This window comes from Izhakiella australiensis, assembly GCF_002006995.1.
GTDB classification, from domain to species: Bacteria; Pseudomonadota; Gammaproteobacteria; order Enterobacterales; family Enterobacteriaceae; genus Izhakiella; species Izhakiella australiensis.
Genome location: NZ_MRUL01000001.1, coordinates 323111 through 341039 on the forward strand (window position 1 = coordinate 323111; position 17929 = coordinate 341039).

The following is a 17929-nucleotide window of genomic DNA, read 5'->3' on the forward strand; positions in this document are numbered from 1 at the left end:
TGGCGCTAAAATGTCCAGGTTACGCCGGAGGAGAGTACCCAGTAATAGTTCTGGTCGGTCATTGGACTGTCCCGTAGCGCGCCGGTGAGGAAGGTCAGTTTTGGCTGCAGATAAATGTGCAGCGGTTTAACCGGGTGCCAGTCAAAGGCGACCGCCAGCCACGGCGTTACGCCCTGGTGAGCCCAGCCGGGCAAACCGCTACGGACCGACTCACGTTCAGTGACGCCATAGTAATAGCTCGCCTGTTGTTTATTTAGCCAGTCAACGCCGGCTTGCGGGTAAATATCAACCTGGGTCAACGAGACCTGACCAAGCCAGGCCACCGTTCCCAGCAGACCTCTGCTGTTATCCAGCGTATCAGCGGAAAATTCGGCGCGAAAAGCACCGACCGGAGTGATTTTCTGGTAGCTTAACCCCCCCATCATTGTACTGTGGCGGGAGCGCAGCTGGCGCAGTGCCGAATCGGATGATTTACCCGGATCGAATTCATTATCCAGATACCACCAGCGGGCTTTTAACTGGTCGGTATCGTTATTGATGAAATAAGCACCAACCTCTGTACCGTCAATATAAACATGAGAATTATCGTAGCCAATATAGGGTATACCTGAGTACTGGGTTTTATACTGGCGGTAAGGCGTAAAATTTGCTTCGCCCTGGGCGCCAAGGGTAATCCCGTCAGCCAGTGCCAGAGAAGTATGACAAAGCAATATGCAACAAAGCGCGTTTTTGAAGAGTGATTGCATGATAATTATCATTCCTGATTTTATTCAGCAGCCGGGGGCATCGGCTACCAGATCATCATTGCCTGCATGAGGTTATAAACGTGAATGACAAAAAAGGTATTATTTCCGTCATTGTTTGCGTAGCCATTTTTGGCCTGACATACGGCCTGAGCGCGCCGCTGATTGCAACTCAATTGCAGGAGAGCGGATATAGCGAAAGATATATCGGACTCAATGCCGCAATGCAAGCAATTGGCGTTTTTGCCGTGGCGCCGTTCATTCCCTGGCTATTTCGCCGCTTCAGTCCCAGGACCCTGATGGGGGTGTCGCTTGCGGCGATAACCCTCATTATGCTGCTATTTGCCTGGGTGCCATTTATCCTGTGGTTTGCTCTGCGCCTGGTGCTCGGCATTTTCAGCGAAATCATCATGGTACTCACCGAAACCTGGATTAACGATGCCACCGTTGAACAGGCGCGAGCAAGAACCATGGCATGGTACACCGCGGGCATCTCGGTTGGATTTGCCTGCGGGCCGCTGATCCTCGCCTGTACCGGCAGCCAGGGCAATCTGCCATTTTTTATCGGTATGGCGATAACGCTGCTGGCGCTGGTACTGATTATGCTATTGGGAATGGCGCGTAAGAACCATTTTGATCAGCCGCCGCTGAGCTTTCTGAAAAGTATTCGCCTGGCATTTTTAGTGATCGTCGCCACCGGACTGAATGCCGCCGTTGAGGTCGCCGGGCTGAATTTTCTGTCGATTTACGCCATGTCTCACGGCTGGAGTGAACGCAACGCGATTATTTTGATCTCGGTGCTGATGCTGGGCGCCATTGTGTTGCAGCCAGTGATTGGCATCATCGCCGATAAAGTTGATCGTCGGAAGCTGATCGTTGTGCTGGCGTTTCTCTCCGCCGTAGGCGCTGCCGCCTGGCCGTGGCTGTTGCGCTGGCCGGATGCCACTTATCTGCTGCTGTTCCTTTGGGGCGGTGTGTTTGTCGGTATTTATACTGTCGCGATTACCTGGGCCGGTTCGGTCTTCAGCGGGGCGGAACTGGCGGGCGTATATGCGGCGTCTTCGGTGTCATGGGGCGTCGGTGCGCTGTTGGGGCCGCTGCTGGGGGGCTTTGCCATGTCGCTAACCCAGCACGGGTTGCCGCTGTTAGTGGTGATTCTTTGCGCTGCGTTCTGCCTGCTGGCCGCCAGCAAGCAAAATGCCATGCCGGGGCCGGCGTAAAAAGCGGTTACCGTCAGTCAGGCTGTGTCAGCCTGACCGAATGGCCTTAACAGCTGCGGTTAAGGATGCTGGTCTTTGGTGCTCTCATTTTGAATGATGACGCTGTCTTCTGCGTCTTTAAGCGCAATATTGGCTTCGTAGTATTTATTTTGTTTTAGCAGATCAATGGCTTTGGTGACGTCCTGCCGGGATTTTTTCAGCGGCATAAATACCTGGGTGTCGGTGGTATCAATGCCCGCCAGATGTAATTCATCCAGCGCACCTTTACGGTCGCCTTTAGCCAGCTTGACGTTAGCACGGGCGATGGCGGCTTTTTTCTCCGGCGTTATGGTGAAGTTCTCGCTCTGAGAAATCGAGGAGTTAATTAGCACATAGCTGTCGCCGTTGTTGGGCAGCTGTTTGCCGGTATGAACATATTTTTTCCAGTCAGTTTTGTCGTCATTTAATAAATTTTTGGCCTGATAAGTAACTTTCAGCGCGTCTTTGGGATGCCCGTTAAACAGCGCCAGCCGTGCATAATGCACGTCATACATAGCCTTCAGACCCTGGACGGCAATATGGTCGACGGCTTTCATCTGTGACTGATAAGCCGTACTGCTGCTATTATTTCCGCTGGTTTTATTTTCTGCCGCACTGGCGTTAGTCATAACGGCCATGGTAGTTAACGCCAACAGAGAAAATCCAATAATGCTCTTCTTCATAACAGTCGCTCCGTGTTGATGAGTGAGTTAACCTGGCTTGGTTATTTGGCTTGATGTGAAATATATGCCGGTTAACAACGAACATAACAATCAACAGAGCATTGCTGAACTTGTGATATGTTTTCTTTTGTAAGCCTGAATCACAAGTTAAAAAATGGCGATGATAATTAAGAATGTTTGTAATTAAATAATAAAAAATGGTCGCAATGGAATAATATTATTTTAAATTAATATGGTTTTGGCATGCTTTTAAATAAAATATTAATAATATCCTGGTGATTAATGTGCGATAAAATCATTTTCACTTAACCGATCAAATAACGCCTGACAGCTGCCGTCGGGCGTTATTTTTTTCGGGCTGACGACCAGGGTAAACGTCGGTACCAGGGTCGGGGAAGGGGATGGACCAGCGCATACAGCGCCCGGCTGTAATCCATCACCAGACCGGGGGTCCATGCCATCATCTGCGCGCGCTTGCGTACCTGAGCCGCAATCCACAGCTCCGGCACCAGCAGGATTTTAAGCAGATAGCCAAACTTTTTATTTTGCGCCAGCACCCCGTCAAGAGCGGCTTCAAGCGCATAGGCAACGCTGCTTGAACAGTTCCGATAGGTCAGATTGTAGGTCTCATTCTGGCGGTAGGTCTCCCAGAAGTTATTCAGCTTGTGCGCACTGAAGTTGTCAAAGACAATTTTACGAACTGAGTCGCACCACTCGCGTGATTCCGTCGCGTAATCGGGCAGAAAGCGTCCGCTCACGTCATTTTCATGGGTTGCTTTCAGCGTGCGGAGAAATTCTGAAGGCGAACGGTCAATATCTTCGGCAGGATAAAGGCTTATGTATAAATGACCGGGAACTTCAAGGGCGGCATGGCCGGTAGAAATGACGCCGTTTTCATCAACAGCCGCAATGTAGCGGTTGATCACCGGCCGTGAGATTGGCCGCGCCTCCGCCGATTCCTCCGGGGTCCAGACGTGCACCACCAGCGACGCGGGCGGTGCGGACTTGGCGTCAGCGGGTTTCGCTACCGGTTTCGCATCATGCTTTAACGGTACGCTGCTCAGCAGAACGTCCCCTGGCTGTATCAGTTGGAAAATAGAGGTGCCGCTCTTCATTCGCATCGCTTTTCGGGCGATGCCGATGCTGCTCAGCCCGCTGCTTATCATCTGAAAGCCAATGAAGAAGGAGACCGTAGCGGCATGGTGAAGCAATAAAAAGAATGAAAAAGCAATGAGCACCAGCCCGTAAGCCAGGGTTAGCTTCCAGCGTGGAAAGCGTACGATGAAAGAGGAAAAGCTGGTAAAAAAACCGATGATAAAGAAGGTAAAGCCAAAGATGATAGCCAGCAACACGTTACTGTATTTCTGGTTGACCAGAATAATCAGCGCCACGAACAGAAATATTCCGCCTTTAAAAAACAGAATGCTCTTTTTGGTGCCAACGCCGTTCGAGGCAACGCTGAGCGTAATCACGCTCTCCACCATCAGGATGTAGCCAAAAATCTTTAACGGAAAGTATGAGTGTTGATCGAGGCCATCAATAAAAAGCAGCACGCCAGCCACGAACCACAGGCCGCCAGCAATCGAAAGATATCGGGCGTTTCGCTTAATATATTTGGTGCCGAGTAGCAGCATCGCTATCTGTATCACTTTAATCCCTCCCTCTGAATCAACAGGCCGCTCATGCCGAAACTGACCAGTTTCCCAGAATAATTAGCGTTCCCTGATGCTCAAGTAACACCGCACCGCTGTCCGTTACGCGCAGCCAGCGCCCCTGGTCGTCCTGTAGACGGAAGCTGATGGTCGCCAGTTTCTGCTGGTGCTGCTCGGATTGCCAGTGGTCGGCCAGCCTGTGCTGATCTTCCGGATGCAACTGCATCAGCAGCCTTCTTTTATCGTTAAGGATTTGTGGATTAATGGCGGCAAGGCTTTGCGGTAGGTTATCCCAGCGCAGTTTGCCATTGCTAAGGTCGAGTTGATAGATGGCCTGCTGCTTGAGCTGTAAACCATTCTGCGTACTGTAGTGACCGATATTGTGTGTTACCACGCGCAGAAAGACCAGCAGCAAGGCGGTGGCGGTCAGATAGCTCTGCACCAGCAGCAGCGGCTCGCCGCTGTGCATTCCGCGAAGAAAGAATGGACCTATGCCCTTATCGGTATAGTAGATGACGATCCCCGCGACCGTCAGCAGCGCAATGGACCCGCCCTGATTGCCCCAAAACAGCGTCAGAAACGCGGCAAGGATGATTGGAATGCCGGTGAAGGCGAAAATCAGGCTGTCATCATGGGTAATCATGTAGGAAATGCTAAATGCCCTTGCGCCGCCGTTGAAAACCCACAGCGTTAGCGCCGCCAGCAAAACCCAGATCGCGGCCCCCAGCGTCAGATTCTTCCATGAGGCCAGCAGCGTCGTACGCAGCTGGCTATTAAGAAAGCCCAGGATCACCGTGGTTGCGAGGAAGATACCGGTGATATCCGCGACAAAACCGGTCCAGAAAACATCAGAAAAGGTATTCTTTCCTGCCAGCGAAAAGCCGATGCCAAACAGCAGCGCATCAAGAAAACTGATAATAATGGTGGCGCCAAACCACAGAGTAATAATATTAAGGTCATCGCCCGGTCGGGCGAAGCGCCTGACGATCCAGGCAATTAACAGCGAAGAAGGAAGCGCGAGAATGGCATACAACGTCTTGACGGGCAGGTCTTGCAGCGTTGGCTTATCCATCAGCAAGTTGAGTAGAATGAATAATACCGTCAGCACTGGCCACAAGCCCCAGCGGGCACGTAAAAAGGCAGCGGTAGCAACCCCTGCCGGGAACCAGACGATAGAAATATGCATCTCGGGATCGTCAAACCTTAGCGACAGCACGCCGGAGAGGTAATAAATTAACATCCATACCGCTAGCGTCAGCAGACTGGGTATAAAGGTGGTTGCGGAGGGTCTCATGGCGTCATCTCAACGAATGTTGTCAAAAGCTGTCTGCGTTGCCTGAAACCAAAGTCACTTACAGCCGACCGGTTTTTAAAATTCCAGGCGAATGGCGCAAGTATAACAACTTTTATCTGAAAACCGACAGTTGTCATCGTATCGCTGACTGCCAGTATTTACCTACCTCCCCAATAAAAAAACGGCCGATTTGCGGCGCAGATCGCACGCTTCGACTGAATGTCATAAGTTTATGGTCAAAAGTTAACCACCGGGCATAAATTAAATCAACTATCAATGAATCCTGAATTGCGCGGATTTATCCCACATAAAGATTGTGGCTTTAAATGGGGGTGGTTAATATAATTGCTATTAAATAGCAGATTAATAAGTTTCCAGCTGGGTTTATGTTTTAACTTGCTGTTGCTCAACACGAAATAGCGCATGACGTTACGTGATGAAATCGTGTGGCTTTTATTTCTTTTTTAATCTCATCTTGTTTATTTTATTTTCTCACAAGGCAGTAAAAGATCTTGAGCGTAATCTTTGCTCAAATACTTCTGGTTGGTAGCGATTTTATTTACAGCGTTAACATGTTTTTACCAGTATTTATTTTTTTGATTCAGGATAATCCTATGAAAAAACTAGCTATTTCCGGGTTGTTTATCTCCCTGTTGGCCGGCGCTTTCCCTGCCCTAGCCAGTAATACCTTCTCCATTGGTTACGCGCAAAGCAAAGTGGCGAACTTTAAAAACATGCCGGGGGTTAATTTACAATACCGTTATGAGTGGGATTCGCCGCTGAGCATGCTGGCCTCTTTTACCGCCCTCGAAAATGATGGCGACAGCCAAACCAACTGGGGAAACTACCATTCAACCGACCGGGTGAAAGCGGAATACTATTCGCTGATGGCTGGCCCGGCATACCGTCTTAATGACTATGTCAGCCTTTATGGGCTTGCGGGTATGTCACATGCGAATATGGCGCGTCATAACCATGACAATTACAGTAATTTATCGCTGCAACAAATTGATTTTTCAGATAGCACCAATGCGTTCGCATATGGCGCCGGTATCATTATTAATCCGGTCAATTATCTGTCAGTCACTCTGGGGTACGAAGGTTCTCAGACGCGGGTTGAAGGGCAGCATCGTGGAGTAAACGGCGTTAATCTCGGCATTGGTTATCGTTTCTGATTCGCGCATTTATGCCGGCAGCGGCGGGGTGAACGTCAGCCATCACCGGAGGGCGCTTTTGTTTTCCGGCAACTGAATGGCTAATCGCCCTGACGGATGGCCATGGGCAGGCGGTTATCTGACAGAAAAGACAGAAAAAAGCAGCCTCGTAAAGGTTATGTTTATCTTCACTCGCGCATACTATTCGCGCAAATATCCATCCATCGAGAGGAACACGTATGTTCAGTGCTACATCTGACGAGCCTCCATCGGGAAACGTCATTAAAGGCTGATTATTCCGAACACCCGGTAATGTGTAGGTAAGAATAATCGGCGCTAAGTCGGTGCTCGTCTGCGAGCATGGGCAAATACCATTATTTAAACTTATACGCTTAATCGAGGTGTAGAATGTTCTGTATCGATTATTTCTTCTCCTGCTATGTCGGGTCTCTGGTCATAAATCGCTCATCAAATGCACAGCCATTTGATAGTTCATATTACCGTAAACCCCAGGCTCCTAAGGGTTATCCTACTTCAGCAAAAAAACGTAAGCTGTCTGTCATTTTCAACGCTTTCCTGAAAAGAATGGCGGAGAAACGTCATCAGCTTATTCTTGACGAAGTGGATTCATTAATTCCCTGAAAATCATTACGAACGGTTCGTCATCGTTTTTTTGATGGCGGACTGATTCGTTTTTATGCATCAGGCATTTATTCAGTTCTATTACTGATGATAGTTCCTGCGCGCTGTATATTTTAATCTGGAGAGCGCCTTCAATGCAGTCTATGCGCACAGAAAAAACAAATGTCAGGTTTAACCTGAATGATATTATCGTTGCACTGATTCTCGGTTCAGCCATTGTTCTTTTTATTTATGGCTGGATGGGAATGCACGGTAATTTTAATGGCAGTACGCTCGCGCCGATAAGTCTCGATTATCACAATCTGCCTTATTATGCTTTACGAACCAGTATGCGTCTGGTGGTCGGCCTGTTTTTCTCCATGGTCTTCAGTATCGTATTTGGCGTGTTGGCCGCTAAGTTTGCTCCCATGCGGCGCGTTATTTTGCCGTTCGTAAACTTTATGGAATCCGTTCCTCTGGTTGGCTTTTTAACCTTTACTACCGCCTTCTTCCTCGGTCTCTATCCGCATAGCGTGATGGGGCTTGAAGGGCTGGCAATATTCGCCGTCTTCACCGGACAGGCCTGGAACATGATGCTGACGCTGTTTCAGACCATGCGCGTGGTACCTGCCGATCTGACCGAAGCCACCTATGCGTTTCGCTATAACGGCTGGCAGCGTTTCTGGCGGCTGGAGTTTATCTTCTCTTTTCCGGGATTGCTGTGGAATACCATGGTATCGCAGTCGGCGGCCTGGTTTGCTCTGATTGCTTCGGAGATGCTGACGATTGGCAATAACAGCGTTAATCTGCCGGGCGTCGGCGCTTACATGGGACTGGCTCTGAATGAAGGCAACTCGCGGGCGGTGTTATACAGCATTGCCGCGCTGATCGTCACCATCGTGCTGTTTGACCAGCTGCTGTTCCGTCCGCTGGTGCGCTACGCCCATCAGTTTAAATATGAAGATATCTCAGAAAACCGCGAGCCAACTTCATGGTTTTACAACTGCATGCAGCGTTCACTTATCGGCTGCTTGCTGGGTCAGGTGGCCTCCGGGTTCGCACATTTCTGGCTGTTTGTCCTGCCGCGCGGCTGGTACAAGCTACGCTTGCACCGCCTGTTTGCCAGTCTGAGCGTGATGAACTGGCTGTGGTCAGGCATCTGGTATCTCGCACTGGCGGTCGTTTGTACTTACTACGCCCATGAACTATGGCTGTTCGTTCCTAAGCAATATATGCCGAATTTACCTGAATGGATGGGGCTGACCGCCGCGCGGGTGATCGGCGCCATGCTGCTTAGCGTGATTATCTTTACCCCGCTTGGCGTATGGATCGGTCTGCGTCCGAAGCTGGTCCGTTTTTTCCAGCCGATTATTCAGGTTATGGCAGCGGTGCCGGCAAATGTGTTCTATCCGCTGGTGGCTATGATGATCATTACCTTCCATCAGAGCCTTGATGACTGGACGCTGCCAATGATCATGCTGGGTACCCAGTGGTACGTACTGTTTAACGTCATTGCCGGTACCTCAATGATCCCAAGTCAGCTAACGGAAGCCAGCAAGGTTTTCCACGTTCGCGGGCTTATGTGGTGGACAAAATTTATTCTGCCAGCGGTTTTTCCTTCCATCGTAACCGGGGTTATCTCCGCGGCGGGCGGCGCCTGGAACACGGCTATTGCCGCCGAAGTGCTGAGCTGGGGCAGCGTGACGCTGCATACCACCGGGCTGGGGGCATTTATCTCTGAGGCAACCTCTGCCGGTAAGAATCCGGAGCAGGCGCTGGGCTGCGTCGCCATGTGCTTCATGGTTGCCCTGTGCATCATTTTCGTCTGGACTCCGCTTTATCGCTTCGCGGAAAACCGCTACAGATTCGGCTGATTCGCCCGCTAAACCTATTTATTTGGAAAGATTATGAAAAAACGTCATCCGCTCGTCGAAATGAAGAATGTCTCTAAATCCTTTTGCAAAGGAAGCAAACAGAGCATTCCGGTGCTGGAACATATTAACTTTGAGGTGTACGACAATGAGGTCGTCTCTCTGCTGGGCCGCTCTGGTTCCGGTAAATCAACGCTGATCCGCATGATTTCGGGGCTGATCGATCCAGATTTTGGCTCGATAGTCTGTAATGATCTGCCGGTTAACGGTCCGTGCCGTGATACCAGCATGGTATTTCAAAGTTTTGCCCTGTTTCCCTGGCTGACGGTATTCAACAACGTCGCTTTTGGCCTGCAGGCGGCCGGGCTTAACCGCGAAGAAATCGAACGCCGCACTATGCGCATGATCGAACTGATCGGCCTGACTGAGTATGCTAATGCCTACCCGAAAGAACTTTCCGGCGGTATGCGTCAGCGCGTCGGTTTTGCCCGTGCGCTGGCGATCGAACCAAAGTTGATGCTGCTGGATGAGCCATTTTCAGCGCTGGATGTCTTTACCGGTCAGAAACTGCGTCAGGATCTGATGGATCTCTGGGAGCAGCGTAAAATTGCTACCCGCTCGATGATTCTGGTCACCCACTCGGTGGAAGAGGCGGTCATGCTTTCCGACCGCGTCTGCCTGCTGACTAGCGATCCCGGCACTATTACGGATATCTTCACTATTGATATCCCGCGTGCAGAGCGTACTCGCGATAATACCCAGGCCTGGGTTAACCGCATCCGCGACACGCTTAACGAAAAAATCGCCATGACGGCCTGAGTCTGGAAAAAGCGAGCCGCATATCACTGCGGCTCACCGATCCCCATAGCGCCCTGCGACAGTCATGTCGTGGGGCGCTTTGTCTTATGCTTTTTGCACATTTTTAAATCAAAAATTTAACAATGCACTTTAATGGGGCTTCATTATGGTGCGCTTACGATTGGCGGATTATTAACCTAAACGATAAATCAATGAGTTACATAATGGCATTAATCTTGCAGTCTCATTAAACAGAACTTTGTCCCATTATTTGAGACTAACTGATGTCAATTTTGCAAACAACCGCCAGTATCCTGCAACTTATGGTCGAACTGCGCAGAGGGATCCGCATCAGCGACGTTATCAGCCATCTTGGTATGCCAAAAAGCACTGCCTCACGGGTAATGGGACAGCTCGAAACTTACGGTTACCTGGAAAAAGATGAAGTTCAGGGCACCTTTCTCCCCGGCCCGCTACTTCTTTCCGCATCGCATCTGGTAAGTCGTCAGCTTACCCTCAGTGACCACGTTGATGTGGCATTGCGTAGCCTGTGCGAACGCACCGGCTATACCGGGTATATCTCAATGCTGGATAACCAGGAAATTCTGGTGCTGCGCGTTATTCATGGTCGCCATGCTCTGCCGGCGGTGACCTGGCCCGGCTCGCGTTCTCCCGCGTGGGGCACCTCGACCGGCCGGGCGCTGCTGGCCCGCTTCAGCGATAGCCAGCTGCATGATTTTTTTGCCAGCCCACGCGTCCTTTCTCAGCTCAGCGGCAGCCAGCAGAACGTCAGCGCGCTGGTGGCCGCGGTTGCGCTGGCGCGCGATACCGGCTATGCCTCGGCGGTCAATGAATCTGTTACCGATACGGCTTCGGTCAGCTGTGCGGTTGGCGATGCTTCGAATAGCGAAGCGGTGGCGTTTTGTCTCTCCTTTCCGCAAACGCTTGCTACGGCGGAAGAATTGCAGCGCATCGCGCTGCTGCTAAAAGAAACAGCGATAAACATAGCCCGTAAAACGGGCGATACCTTAATAAACCATCAATTTTAAATTTTAAGCGCCAATACCAGGAGAATAACCGTGAGCCAGATTGAACCTTCAGCAACGCCGCCCGATGCGGGCGAATCGCATCCGCGCGCTTTTGCTCCCGCCACGCTGTTAATGCTGCTGGCGCTAAGCGTTTTTGGCGCCATTATCGGCGTTCAGCTGCTGACCACCCTGGGGGTCACGCCGAACACGGCGATTATTGGTGCGATGGTGGCAATGATCATCGCCCGCATTCCGCTGCAAAGCTTTGCCCGCTTTCGCTCCATTCATATTCAGAACCTGGCGCAGAGCGCCACCTCGGCGGCGACCTTTGGCGCGGCGAACTCCCTGTTACTGCCGATCGCCATTCCCTGGTTATTTGGCCGCCAGGACATGGTGATGCCCATGTTTATCGGCGTTTCGCTGGCGATGCTGCTGGATGGCTGGCTGCTTTACCGTTTATTTAACACACGCATTTTTCCCGCCGAAGGGGCCTGGCCTCCGGGTATCGCCGCCGCCGAATCAATCAAAGCGGGCGACCAGGGCGGTCAGCAGGCGGCGCTGTTAGGCACCGGCATTGTGATTGGCGCGATCGGCTCATGGTTTAAATTCCCGATGGCGGCGCTGGGAACCGCTTTTATCGGCAATATCTGGGCGCTGGGAATGCTAGGGGTTGGTTTTTTACTCCGCGGTTATTCGCAGCCGCTGTTCGGCATCGACATTAACAAGCTGTTTATTCCGCACGGCGTCATGGCCGGTGCTGGCGTCGTGGCGCTGTTTCAAATCATCAGGCTGATCCGTCAGAGCAATAAACAGCAGCCTGCCGATGGGGCGTCATCTGAGGCTCTGGGCGCTGAGCAAAATGAGCAAATTGGTAAAACGATTCGCTTTGGCGCCTTCGGTTTTATCCTGATATCGATCTTCATTGCGCTTGCCAGCGGCCTGTATGCCCATCTTTCACTGCCATGGCTGATAGCCTTTATGTTTTACGCCGCCTTTGCCGCTTTCCTGCATGAAATGATCGTTGGCCTGGCGGCCATGCACTCCGGCTGGTTTCCGGCGTTCGCCGTCGCCCTGATTACCCTGCTTATTGGCCTGCTGATTGGTTTTCCACCGGAGGCGCTGGCCATGCTGTGCGGCTTCTCCGCCGCCACCGGGCCGGCATTCGCCGATATGGGGTATGACCTGAAAGCCGGCTGGATCCTGCGCGGTAAAGGTGAATATCAGCGTTTTGAACTGGAAGGCCGCCGTCAGCAGCTGCTTGCCGCCATGCTGGCTTTTGTGGTTGCCATGCCGGTGGTGCTGTTTATCTTCCGCGACTACTTTTCGCAGGGGCTGGTGCCGCCGGTCGCGAAAGTATATGTCGCCGCGATTAACGCCGGAGTCTCAATGGATATTGCCAAATCGCTGCTGATCTGGGCAATTCCGGGGGCCATTATTCAGCTGATCGGCGGTCCGGGCCGCCAGATGGGCGTGCTGCTGGCCACCGGCCTGCTGATCAATAACCCGCTGGCCGGTTGGGCGGTAATGATCGGTATCGCCATTCGCGCCACGGCGCTGCGCTTTGGTGGCGATCGGGTGCGCAACAAACTCGAAGTGCTGGCGGCAGGACTTATTGCCGGCGATGCGCTATTCAGCTTTTTCAGTTCCGTCCTGCCGGGCGGCAAAAAGTAATCCAACACCAGGGAAATTAGTATGAGCTTACAACAAACATTACAGGTCTTTGAGTTACTCGACAGCGCTTATGCCAGCGGCGATAAAGTGAAAGCCCTGCTGGCCGAATACCGCGGACTTGAGGTCACGGTTAAGACAGTCACCGGCGCCAAAGGCAGTACCGATTTCATCAAAATCGTCATCCCCGGCACGCACGGCAAGCGCAGCGGCGGCAGCGCGCCGACTCTTGGCATCGTTGGTCGCCTTGGCGGCATCGGCGCTCGCCCCGGCCGTATTGGATTAGTATCCGACGCCGATGGCGCGATCGCGGCGGTCGCCAGCGCGCTGAAACTGGCGGAAATGCAGCGCCAGGGCGACAGCCTGCCAGGTGATGTGATTGTCACCACCCACATCTGCCCGGACGCGCCGACGCGCCCCCATGAGCCGGTCGACTTTATGGATTCGCCGGTTGAAACCGAAGACATGAACGAGCAGGAAGTCTCTGATGAAATGGATGCGGTGCTGTCGATCGATACCACTAAAGGCAATCGCATCATCAACCATAAAGGCTTTGCCATCTCCCCGACCGTCAAGCAGGGCTACATCCTGCGAGTTTCGGAAGATTTGCTGCGGGTGATGGAAATGACCACCGGCCAGCTGCCGGTTACCTTCCCTATTACCACTCAGGATATTACCCCTTACGGTAACGGCGTTTATCATCTGAACAGCATTCTGCAACCGTCGATCGCCACTGGCGCACCGGTGGTCGGCGTGGCGATTACTGCCGTCGGCGTAGTACCCGGCTGCGGCACTGGCGCCAGCCATGAAACCGATATCGCGCTGGCCTGCAAATATGCGGTCGAAGTGGCGAAAGAGTTTACCCGTGGCACCGTTCAGTTCTACAACAAAGACGAATTCCAGCGTTTGCAGGATCTGTACGGTTCGCTGGCGCATCTGCAAAAACGCCAACCGGGAGTCTGACATGGCTATCAGTAAAATTGGCACGCTGACCATCGGTCAGGCCCCCAGAGCAGATATCACGCCGATCCTTGATGCCGCGCTGCCAGGGCACGTTGACTGCCTGCATGCCGGGGTGCTGGATGGCCTTGATGATGCCGCTATCGCTGAGCGTTTTACCCCGCAGCCCGGTGACGCGCTGTTAACCTCGCGCCTGCTGGATGGACGCGCGGTGGTGATGGGAAAACCGGCGGTAGCGCCGGCCGTGCAGCAGAAAATCGACTGGCTGGAAGCCCAGGGCTGCGAAATCATCGTTATCCTTTGCACCGGCGAGTTTCACGGTCTGAGCAGCAAAAATGCCTGGTTGATTGAACCGGATCAGATCCTGCCGCCCACCCTTAACGCGCTGGTGGGTGAACGCCGCGCCGGCATTCTGGTGCCGCTTGAAGCCCAGATAGCCAGCGAGCTGGAGAAGTGGAAAGGCGCGAAACAGACGCCGGTATTTGCCGTGGCGTCGCCGTACACCGCCAGCGAAGCGGAAATCGCCGCCGCCGCCCGCTCACTGGATGAGCAGGGCGCAGAGGTGATCCTCACCGACTGCATGGGCTATACCGGCTGGCATCAGGATATTTGTGCGCGTCAGGTAAAGCAGCCGGTCGTACTATCTAATAAGCTGCTGGCGGACCTGGTGCGCAATCTGCTGTAAAGGAGAATGAGATGGATTTATTGTTGCTGAGCAACTCGGTACTGCCGGGGAGTGGCTACCTTGAGTACGCGCTGCCCGCGCTGAAAGCGCAGCTGGCAAATCGTCGCAAGGTGGTATTTATTCCCTTCGCCGGCGTAACTCAAAGCTGGGATGCCTATAGCGATAAGGTCAGCGCCGCGCTGGCCGGTCTGAAGCTGGAAATCACCGGCATTCATACGCTTGATGATGCAAAAGGCGCTATCGCCGACGCCGATGTGATTATGGTCGGCGGTGGCAACACCTTTAATCTGCTGAAATGCTGTCGCGAGCGTGGGCTGCTGGAGCCGATCCGCGCGGCGATAAAAAAAGGCGCGCTGTACGTTGGCTGGAGCGCGGGGGCTAACCTCGCCTGCCCGACAATCCGTACCACAAACGACATGCCGATTACCGATCCCGGCGGCTTTGATGCATTAAATCTGGTGCCGCTGCAAATCAATCCGCATTTCACCAACGCCCTGCCGGTTGGCCACCAGGGAGAAACCCGTGAGCAGCGTATCCGTGAGCTGCTGGTGCTGGAACCGGCGCTGGAGGTGATCGGCTTACCGGAAGGCTGCTGGATTAGCGTACAAAACGGTAGCGCCCAGCTGGCTGGTGACAAGCCGGCGCTGCTATTTAAGGCCGGTCAGGAGGCGATTACGCTCGCCTGCGGCCACCAATTTTTCTGACGGGGTGCAAACATGCTGGGAATTATTCGGGTATTGACCCACGACGATCGGCAATTTGTTGAAGAGCACGGGCGGCTTATCAAGCAGCAATATGGGATCTCCTCCATCAGCCGCTGTATTGACGATCAGCGCAGCGGGATTTTTGATGCCCAGAGCGAAGCGATTGCGGTGCCAAAAATCGTCGCACTTGGAAAGAGCCTGGAAGCCGAAGGCTGTACCATGCTGTTTCTTAGCTGTGCTGCCGATCCGGGACTGGCGCAGCTGCGCGCAGCGGTATCGGTACCGGTGGTCAGCGCCGGCAGCGCTTCGGCCAGCATCGCCGCCATGCTTAAGCGGCCGGTGGCCGTTATGGGCATCGGCGCCGGCGCGCCGCAGCCGTTCCGAACCCTGTTGGGTGAGCAGGTTCGCTATGCGCGTCCGGAAGGCGTCAGCAAAACTACCGACCTGCTGACGCCGCAGGGCAAAGCCAGCGCGCTGGCCTGCGCCGAGATGCTGTATAAAGAAGGCGCAGAAATTATCGCGTTCTCCTGCACTGGCTTTTCCACCATCGCACTGGCGGATGCCATTCGTGAGCAGTTGGGGAAAATTGCGGTTGATGCTGTGAGCGCGGCGGGGTTGTTTGCCAGTCAGCTGACAAAATAAACCTGGCTTACTTGCCATTTGGACCCCGTCGGGCGCCCAGATTCCGGTCACATACTGGTGTATGCTCCCGGATATCTGGGCTGCTCCGTGACCCAACTGACGGCGACGCCGACGGTTTATTGGCTGCATTGATTTAAATCTGGCCTCAGGGTATTTTTCACTTTCGGTGGATTGTTTCGTTCACCTTTGGTGGATTGTTCTGTTCACCGTCGGTGGGTTATTCCGTTCGCGATGCGTTCCCGACGCAGCGCTTACTTTCGCCGCCTCCCTGCGGCTCACCCTGGCGGGCTTCATTCGCTCGGCGCAGAAAAGCCTGTTGATACAGGTTTGCGGGAAACGGCATCCGTTTTTTATTAAAAAGCCAAAACCAGGTTGCCGGCATTCAGCCCGGCGCAGACTTGGTTTTTTTACTAAAGCGATGAGGAAGTTTACGGGGGAGGAGAAGGCCCGGCTGATTTCAGCAGGCTCGCGGCCATGGATGGCCGTGCGCCAGGCCACACGGACGTGCTTGTGCCGGTGCGGAAAGCAGCCGGGCCTTCTGTGACCTGGGTGCCGGGCATGCAGCAATGAGGGGCAGCCGCTTGCATAGTTTCGCCACACGGACGTGCTTGTGCCGGTGCGGAAAGCAGCCGGGCCTCTGTGACCTGGGTGCCGGGCATGCAGCAATGAGGGGCAGCCGCTTGCATAGTCAGGCCACACGGACGTGCTTGTGCCGGTGCGGAAAGCAGCCGGGCCTTCTGTGACCTGAGTGCCGGGCATGCAGCAATGAGGGGCAGCCGCTTGCATAGTTTCGCCACACGGACGTGCTTGTGCCGGTGCGGAAAGCAGCCGGGCCCTCTGTGACCTGGGTGCCGAGCTTGCAGCAATGAGGGGCTGCTGTTTGCATAGTCTCGCCACACGGACGTGCTTGTGCCGGTGCGGAAAGCAGTCGGGCCCTCTGTGACCTGGATACCGGGCTTACAGCAATGAAGGTATTCCGTTTGCCTGTCAGGCAGGTAACGAAGGCCAGGCTATGTCTCCCTGACTACGGATGCGTGAGGCGTAAGGGGAGGGGCGGTAAAGGGGGCTGGCTGAGCGGTTCGGCCTGCGTCTTCGCTTTCTCCGCGGTCGATATAGAGCGTCCGGCTGGGGAAGGCGAAATCAGCATGATGCTTTTTAACCACGCCAATAATCGCTAAAAAAACGCTTTGCTGAACCTTCAGCCACTCTTCCCAGAGTTTCGTTTTAGTGAAGCAATAAACCATGATATTAAGCGAAGACTCGCCGAAGCCATTGAAGTAAACCAGAATGGTCCTCCCCTGGTCGATATCCGGATGCTTTTTCAAAAAAATGCGGATCTCTTCAGCTACGTCGCCAATCTTATCCGCATCTTCATAGCGCAATCCGATGGTAGTGCTGATTCGGCGGTTGCTCATCCGCCCGGGGTTTTCGACGCTGATGGTGGTGAACAGTGAATTAGGTACATAAAGCGGTCGCATATCAAAGGTCACGATTTTAGTGGTGCGCCAGCCAATTTCTTTTACCGTGCCTTCAATATTTCTGTCCGGTGAGCGGATCCAGTCGCCTATTTTAAACGGCCGTTCAAAGTAGAGCACGATGCCGGAAAAAAAGTTGCTCAGGATGTCTTTGCCAGCCATACCGATGGCCAGCCCGCCAATGCCGCCGAAGGTTAGCAGGCCTGACAGACTCATGCCAAAATGTTTGCCGAACAGCAGAATAATAATTAATACCAGCGTTATTTTTAAACCGCGCGCGAAGATTCTGGCGTTGGTAATATCGTTACCTTTTCTGACATGTTTACTTTCTATACGGTCAATGAATAAAAATGACTTGCCAAGGAACAGTATCGCAATAAGTGATATGCAGATAAGATTGACGAACGCGCCGGTAATAAGATCGGAGTGAACGCCCCGCGCCAGGTCATCAACGTAGTTTCCAATGATGATGATAATAACGGACTGGGTTAAAAACTTGCTGGCCTGCCTGACAAGGTAATATTTTGTATCATGGTGTTCATTTTTATATCTTCGAAGGAACATTGATATACCAAAGCAAATCACCAAAATCGTCAGGCGTAAAATATTATCGCTGGTTAATAAAATATCCATATTTCTCTGTCCCTGTTTTTATTGGTTATCCTTGCCGCGTATTGGTTCTCTCCCGATAGCGAATGAAAATTTTGACGAAA

The 17929-nt window shown here is 52.8% G+C and carries 14 protein-coding genes and 1 pseudogene; 10 read left to right on the top strand and 5 right to left on the bottom strand.

Features of this window, described 5'->3' with window-relative positions; all coding sequences use genetic code 11:
- Positions 1–5 precede the first annotated feature (5 nt).
- Positions 6–746: a MipA/OmpV family protein gene (locus tag BTJ39_RS01450; RefSeq protein WP_078000877.1), complete on the bottom strand. Its 741-nt coding sequence runs from the start codon at positions 744–746 to the stop codon at positions 6–8.
- 80 nt (positions 747–826) lie between these two features.
- On the opposite strand from BTJ39_RS01450, the gene BTJ39_RS01455 reads away from it, so the two are divergent.
- On the top strand, positions 827–1963 hold the full coding sequence (locus tag BTJ39_RS01455) for an MFS transporter (protein ID WP_241825846.1): 1137 nt from the start codon (positions 827–829) through the stop codon (positions 1961–1963).
- Between the two features lie 59 nt (positions 1964–2022).
- Here the strand turns inward: BTJ39_RS01455 and BTJ39_RS01460 are convergent, their stop codons facing one another.
- The 3 genes from BTJ39_RS01460 to BTJ39_RS01470 form a co-directional block, all read right to left on the bottom strand.
- Positions 2023–2664: a YfdX family protein gene (locus BTJ39_RS01460; protein WP_241825847.1), complete on the bottom strand. Its 642-nt coding sequence runs from the start codon at positions 2662–2664 to the stop codon at positions 2023–2025.
- 344 nt (positions 2665–3008) lie between these two features.
- On the bottom strand, positions 3009–4313 hold the full coding sequence (locus BTJ39_RS01465; RefSeq protein ID WP_078000879.1) for an MFS transporter: 1305 nt from the start codon (positions 4311–4313) through the stop codon (positions 3009–3011).
- A gap of 31 nt (positions 4314–4344) precedes the next feature.
- Complete coding sequence (locus BTJ39_RS01470) at positions 4345–5610, bottom strand: MASE1 domain-containing protein (RefSeq protein WP_078000880.1); 1266 nt, start codon at positions 5608–5610, stop codon at positions 4345–4347.
- 614 nt (positions 5611–6224) lie between these two features.
- Between BTJ39_RS01470 and BTJ39_RS01475 the strand changes: the two genes are divergently transcribed.
- The 9 genes from BTJ39_RS01475 (at position 6225) to BTJ39_RS01515 (ending at position 15741) form a co-directional block, all read left to right on the top strand.
- Positions 6225–6785 carry an Ail/Lom family outer membrane beta-barrel protein gene (locus BTJ39_RS01475; RefSeq protein WP_078001242.1) on the top strand — a complete coding sequence of 187 codons (561 nt, stop codon included), beginning with the start codon at positions 6225–6227 and terminating at the stop codon, positions 6783–6785.
- A gap of 764 nt (positions 6786–7549) precedes the next feature.
- Entirely contained in the window at positions 7550–9259 is a 1710-nt protein-coding gene (locus tag BTJ39_RS01480; protein WP_096777673.1) for an ABC transporter permease, read from the top strand.
- Positions 9260–9292: 33 nt separating this feature from the next.
- The gene (locus BTJ39_RS01485) at positions 9293–10075 is read left to right on the top strand and encodes an ABC transporter ATP-binding protein (protein WP_078000882.1); all 783 of its coding nucleotides are present in this window, start codon (positions 9293–9295) and stop codon (positions 10073–10075) included.
- Between the two features lie 263 nt (positions 10076–10338).
- The gene (locus BTJ39_RS01490) at positions 10339–11103 is read left to right on the top strand and encodes an IclR family transcriptional regulator (protein WP_078000883.1); all 765 of its coding nucleotides are present in this window, start codon (positions 10339–10341) and stop codon (positions 11101–11103) included.
- A 111-nt stretch (positions 11104–11214) separates the two neighbouring features.
- The gene (locus BTJ39_RS01495; RefSeq protein ID WP_176110194.1) at positions 11215–12753 is read left to right on the top strand and encodes an OPT/YSL family transporter; all 1539 of its coding nucleotides are present in this window, start codon (positions 11215–11217) and stop codon (positions 12751–12753) included.
- Between the two features lie 21 nt (positions 12754–12774).
- Positions 12775–13713, top strand: a complete 939-nt coding sequence (locus BTJ39_RS01500; RefSeq protein ID WP_078000885.1) for a DUF1177 domain-containing protein — start codon at positions 12775–12777, stop codon at positions 13711–13713.
- A 1-nt stretch (position 13714) separates the two neighbouring features.
- A complete protein-coding gene (locus tag BTJ39_RS01505; RefSeq protein ID WP_078000886.1) occupies positions 13715–14395 on the top strand; it encodes an AroM family protein in 681 nt (226 codons plus the stop codon).
- A gap of 11 nt (positions 14396–14406) precedes the next feature.
- Positions 14407–15099, top strand: a complete 693-nt coding sequence (gene pepE, locus BTJ39_RS01510) for a dipeptidase PepE (RefSeq protein ID WP_078000887.1) — start codon at positions 14407–14409, stop codon at positions 15097–15099.
- Between the two features lie 12 nt (positions 15100–15111).
- Positions 15112–15741, top strand: a complete 630-nt coding sequence (locus BTJ39_RS01515; RefSeq protein ID WP_078000888.1) for an aspartate/glutamate racemase family protein — start codon at positions 15112–15114, stop codon at positions 15739–15741.
- Positions 15742–16820: 1079 nt separating this feature from the next.
- On the opposite strand, the pseudogene BTJ39_RS01520 reads toward BTJ39_RS01515, so the two are convergent.
- Positions 16821–17849: pseudogene (locus BTJ39_RS01520) on the bottom strand (mechanosensitive ion channel family protein); the annotation flags it as partial.
- Between the last annotated feature and the right edge of the window lie 80 nt (positions 17850–17929).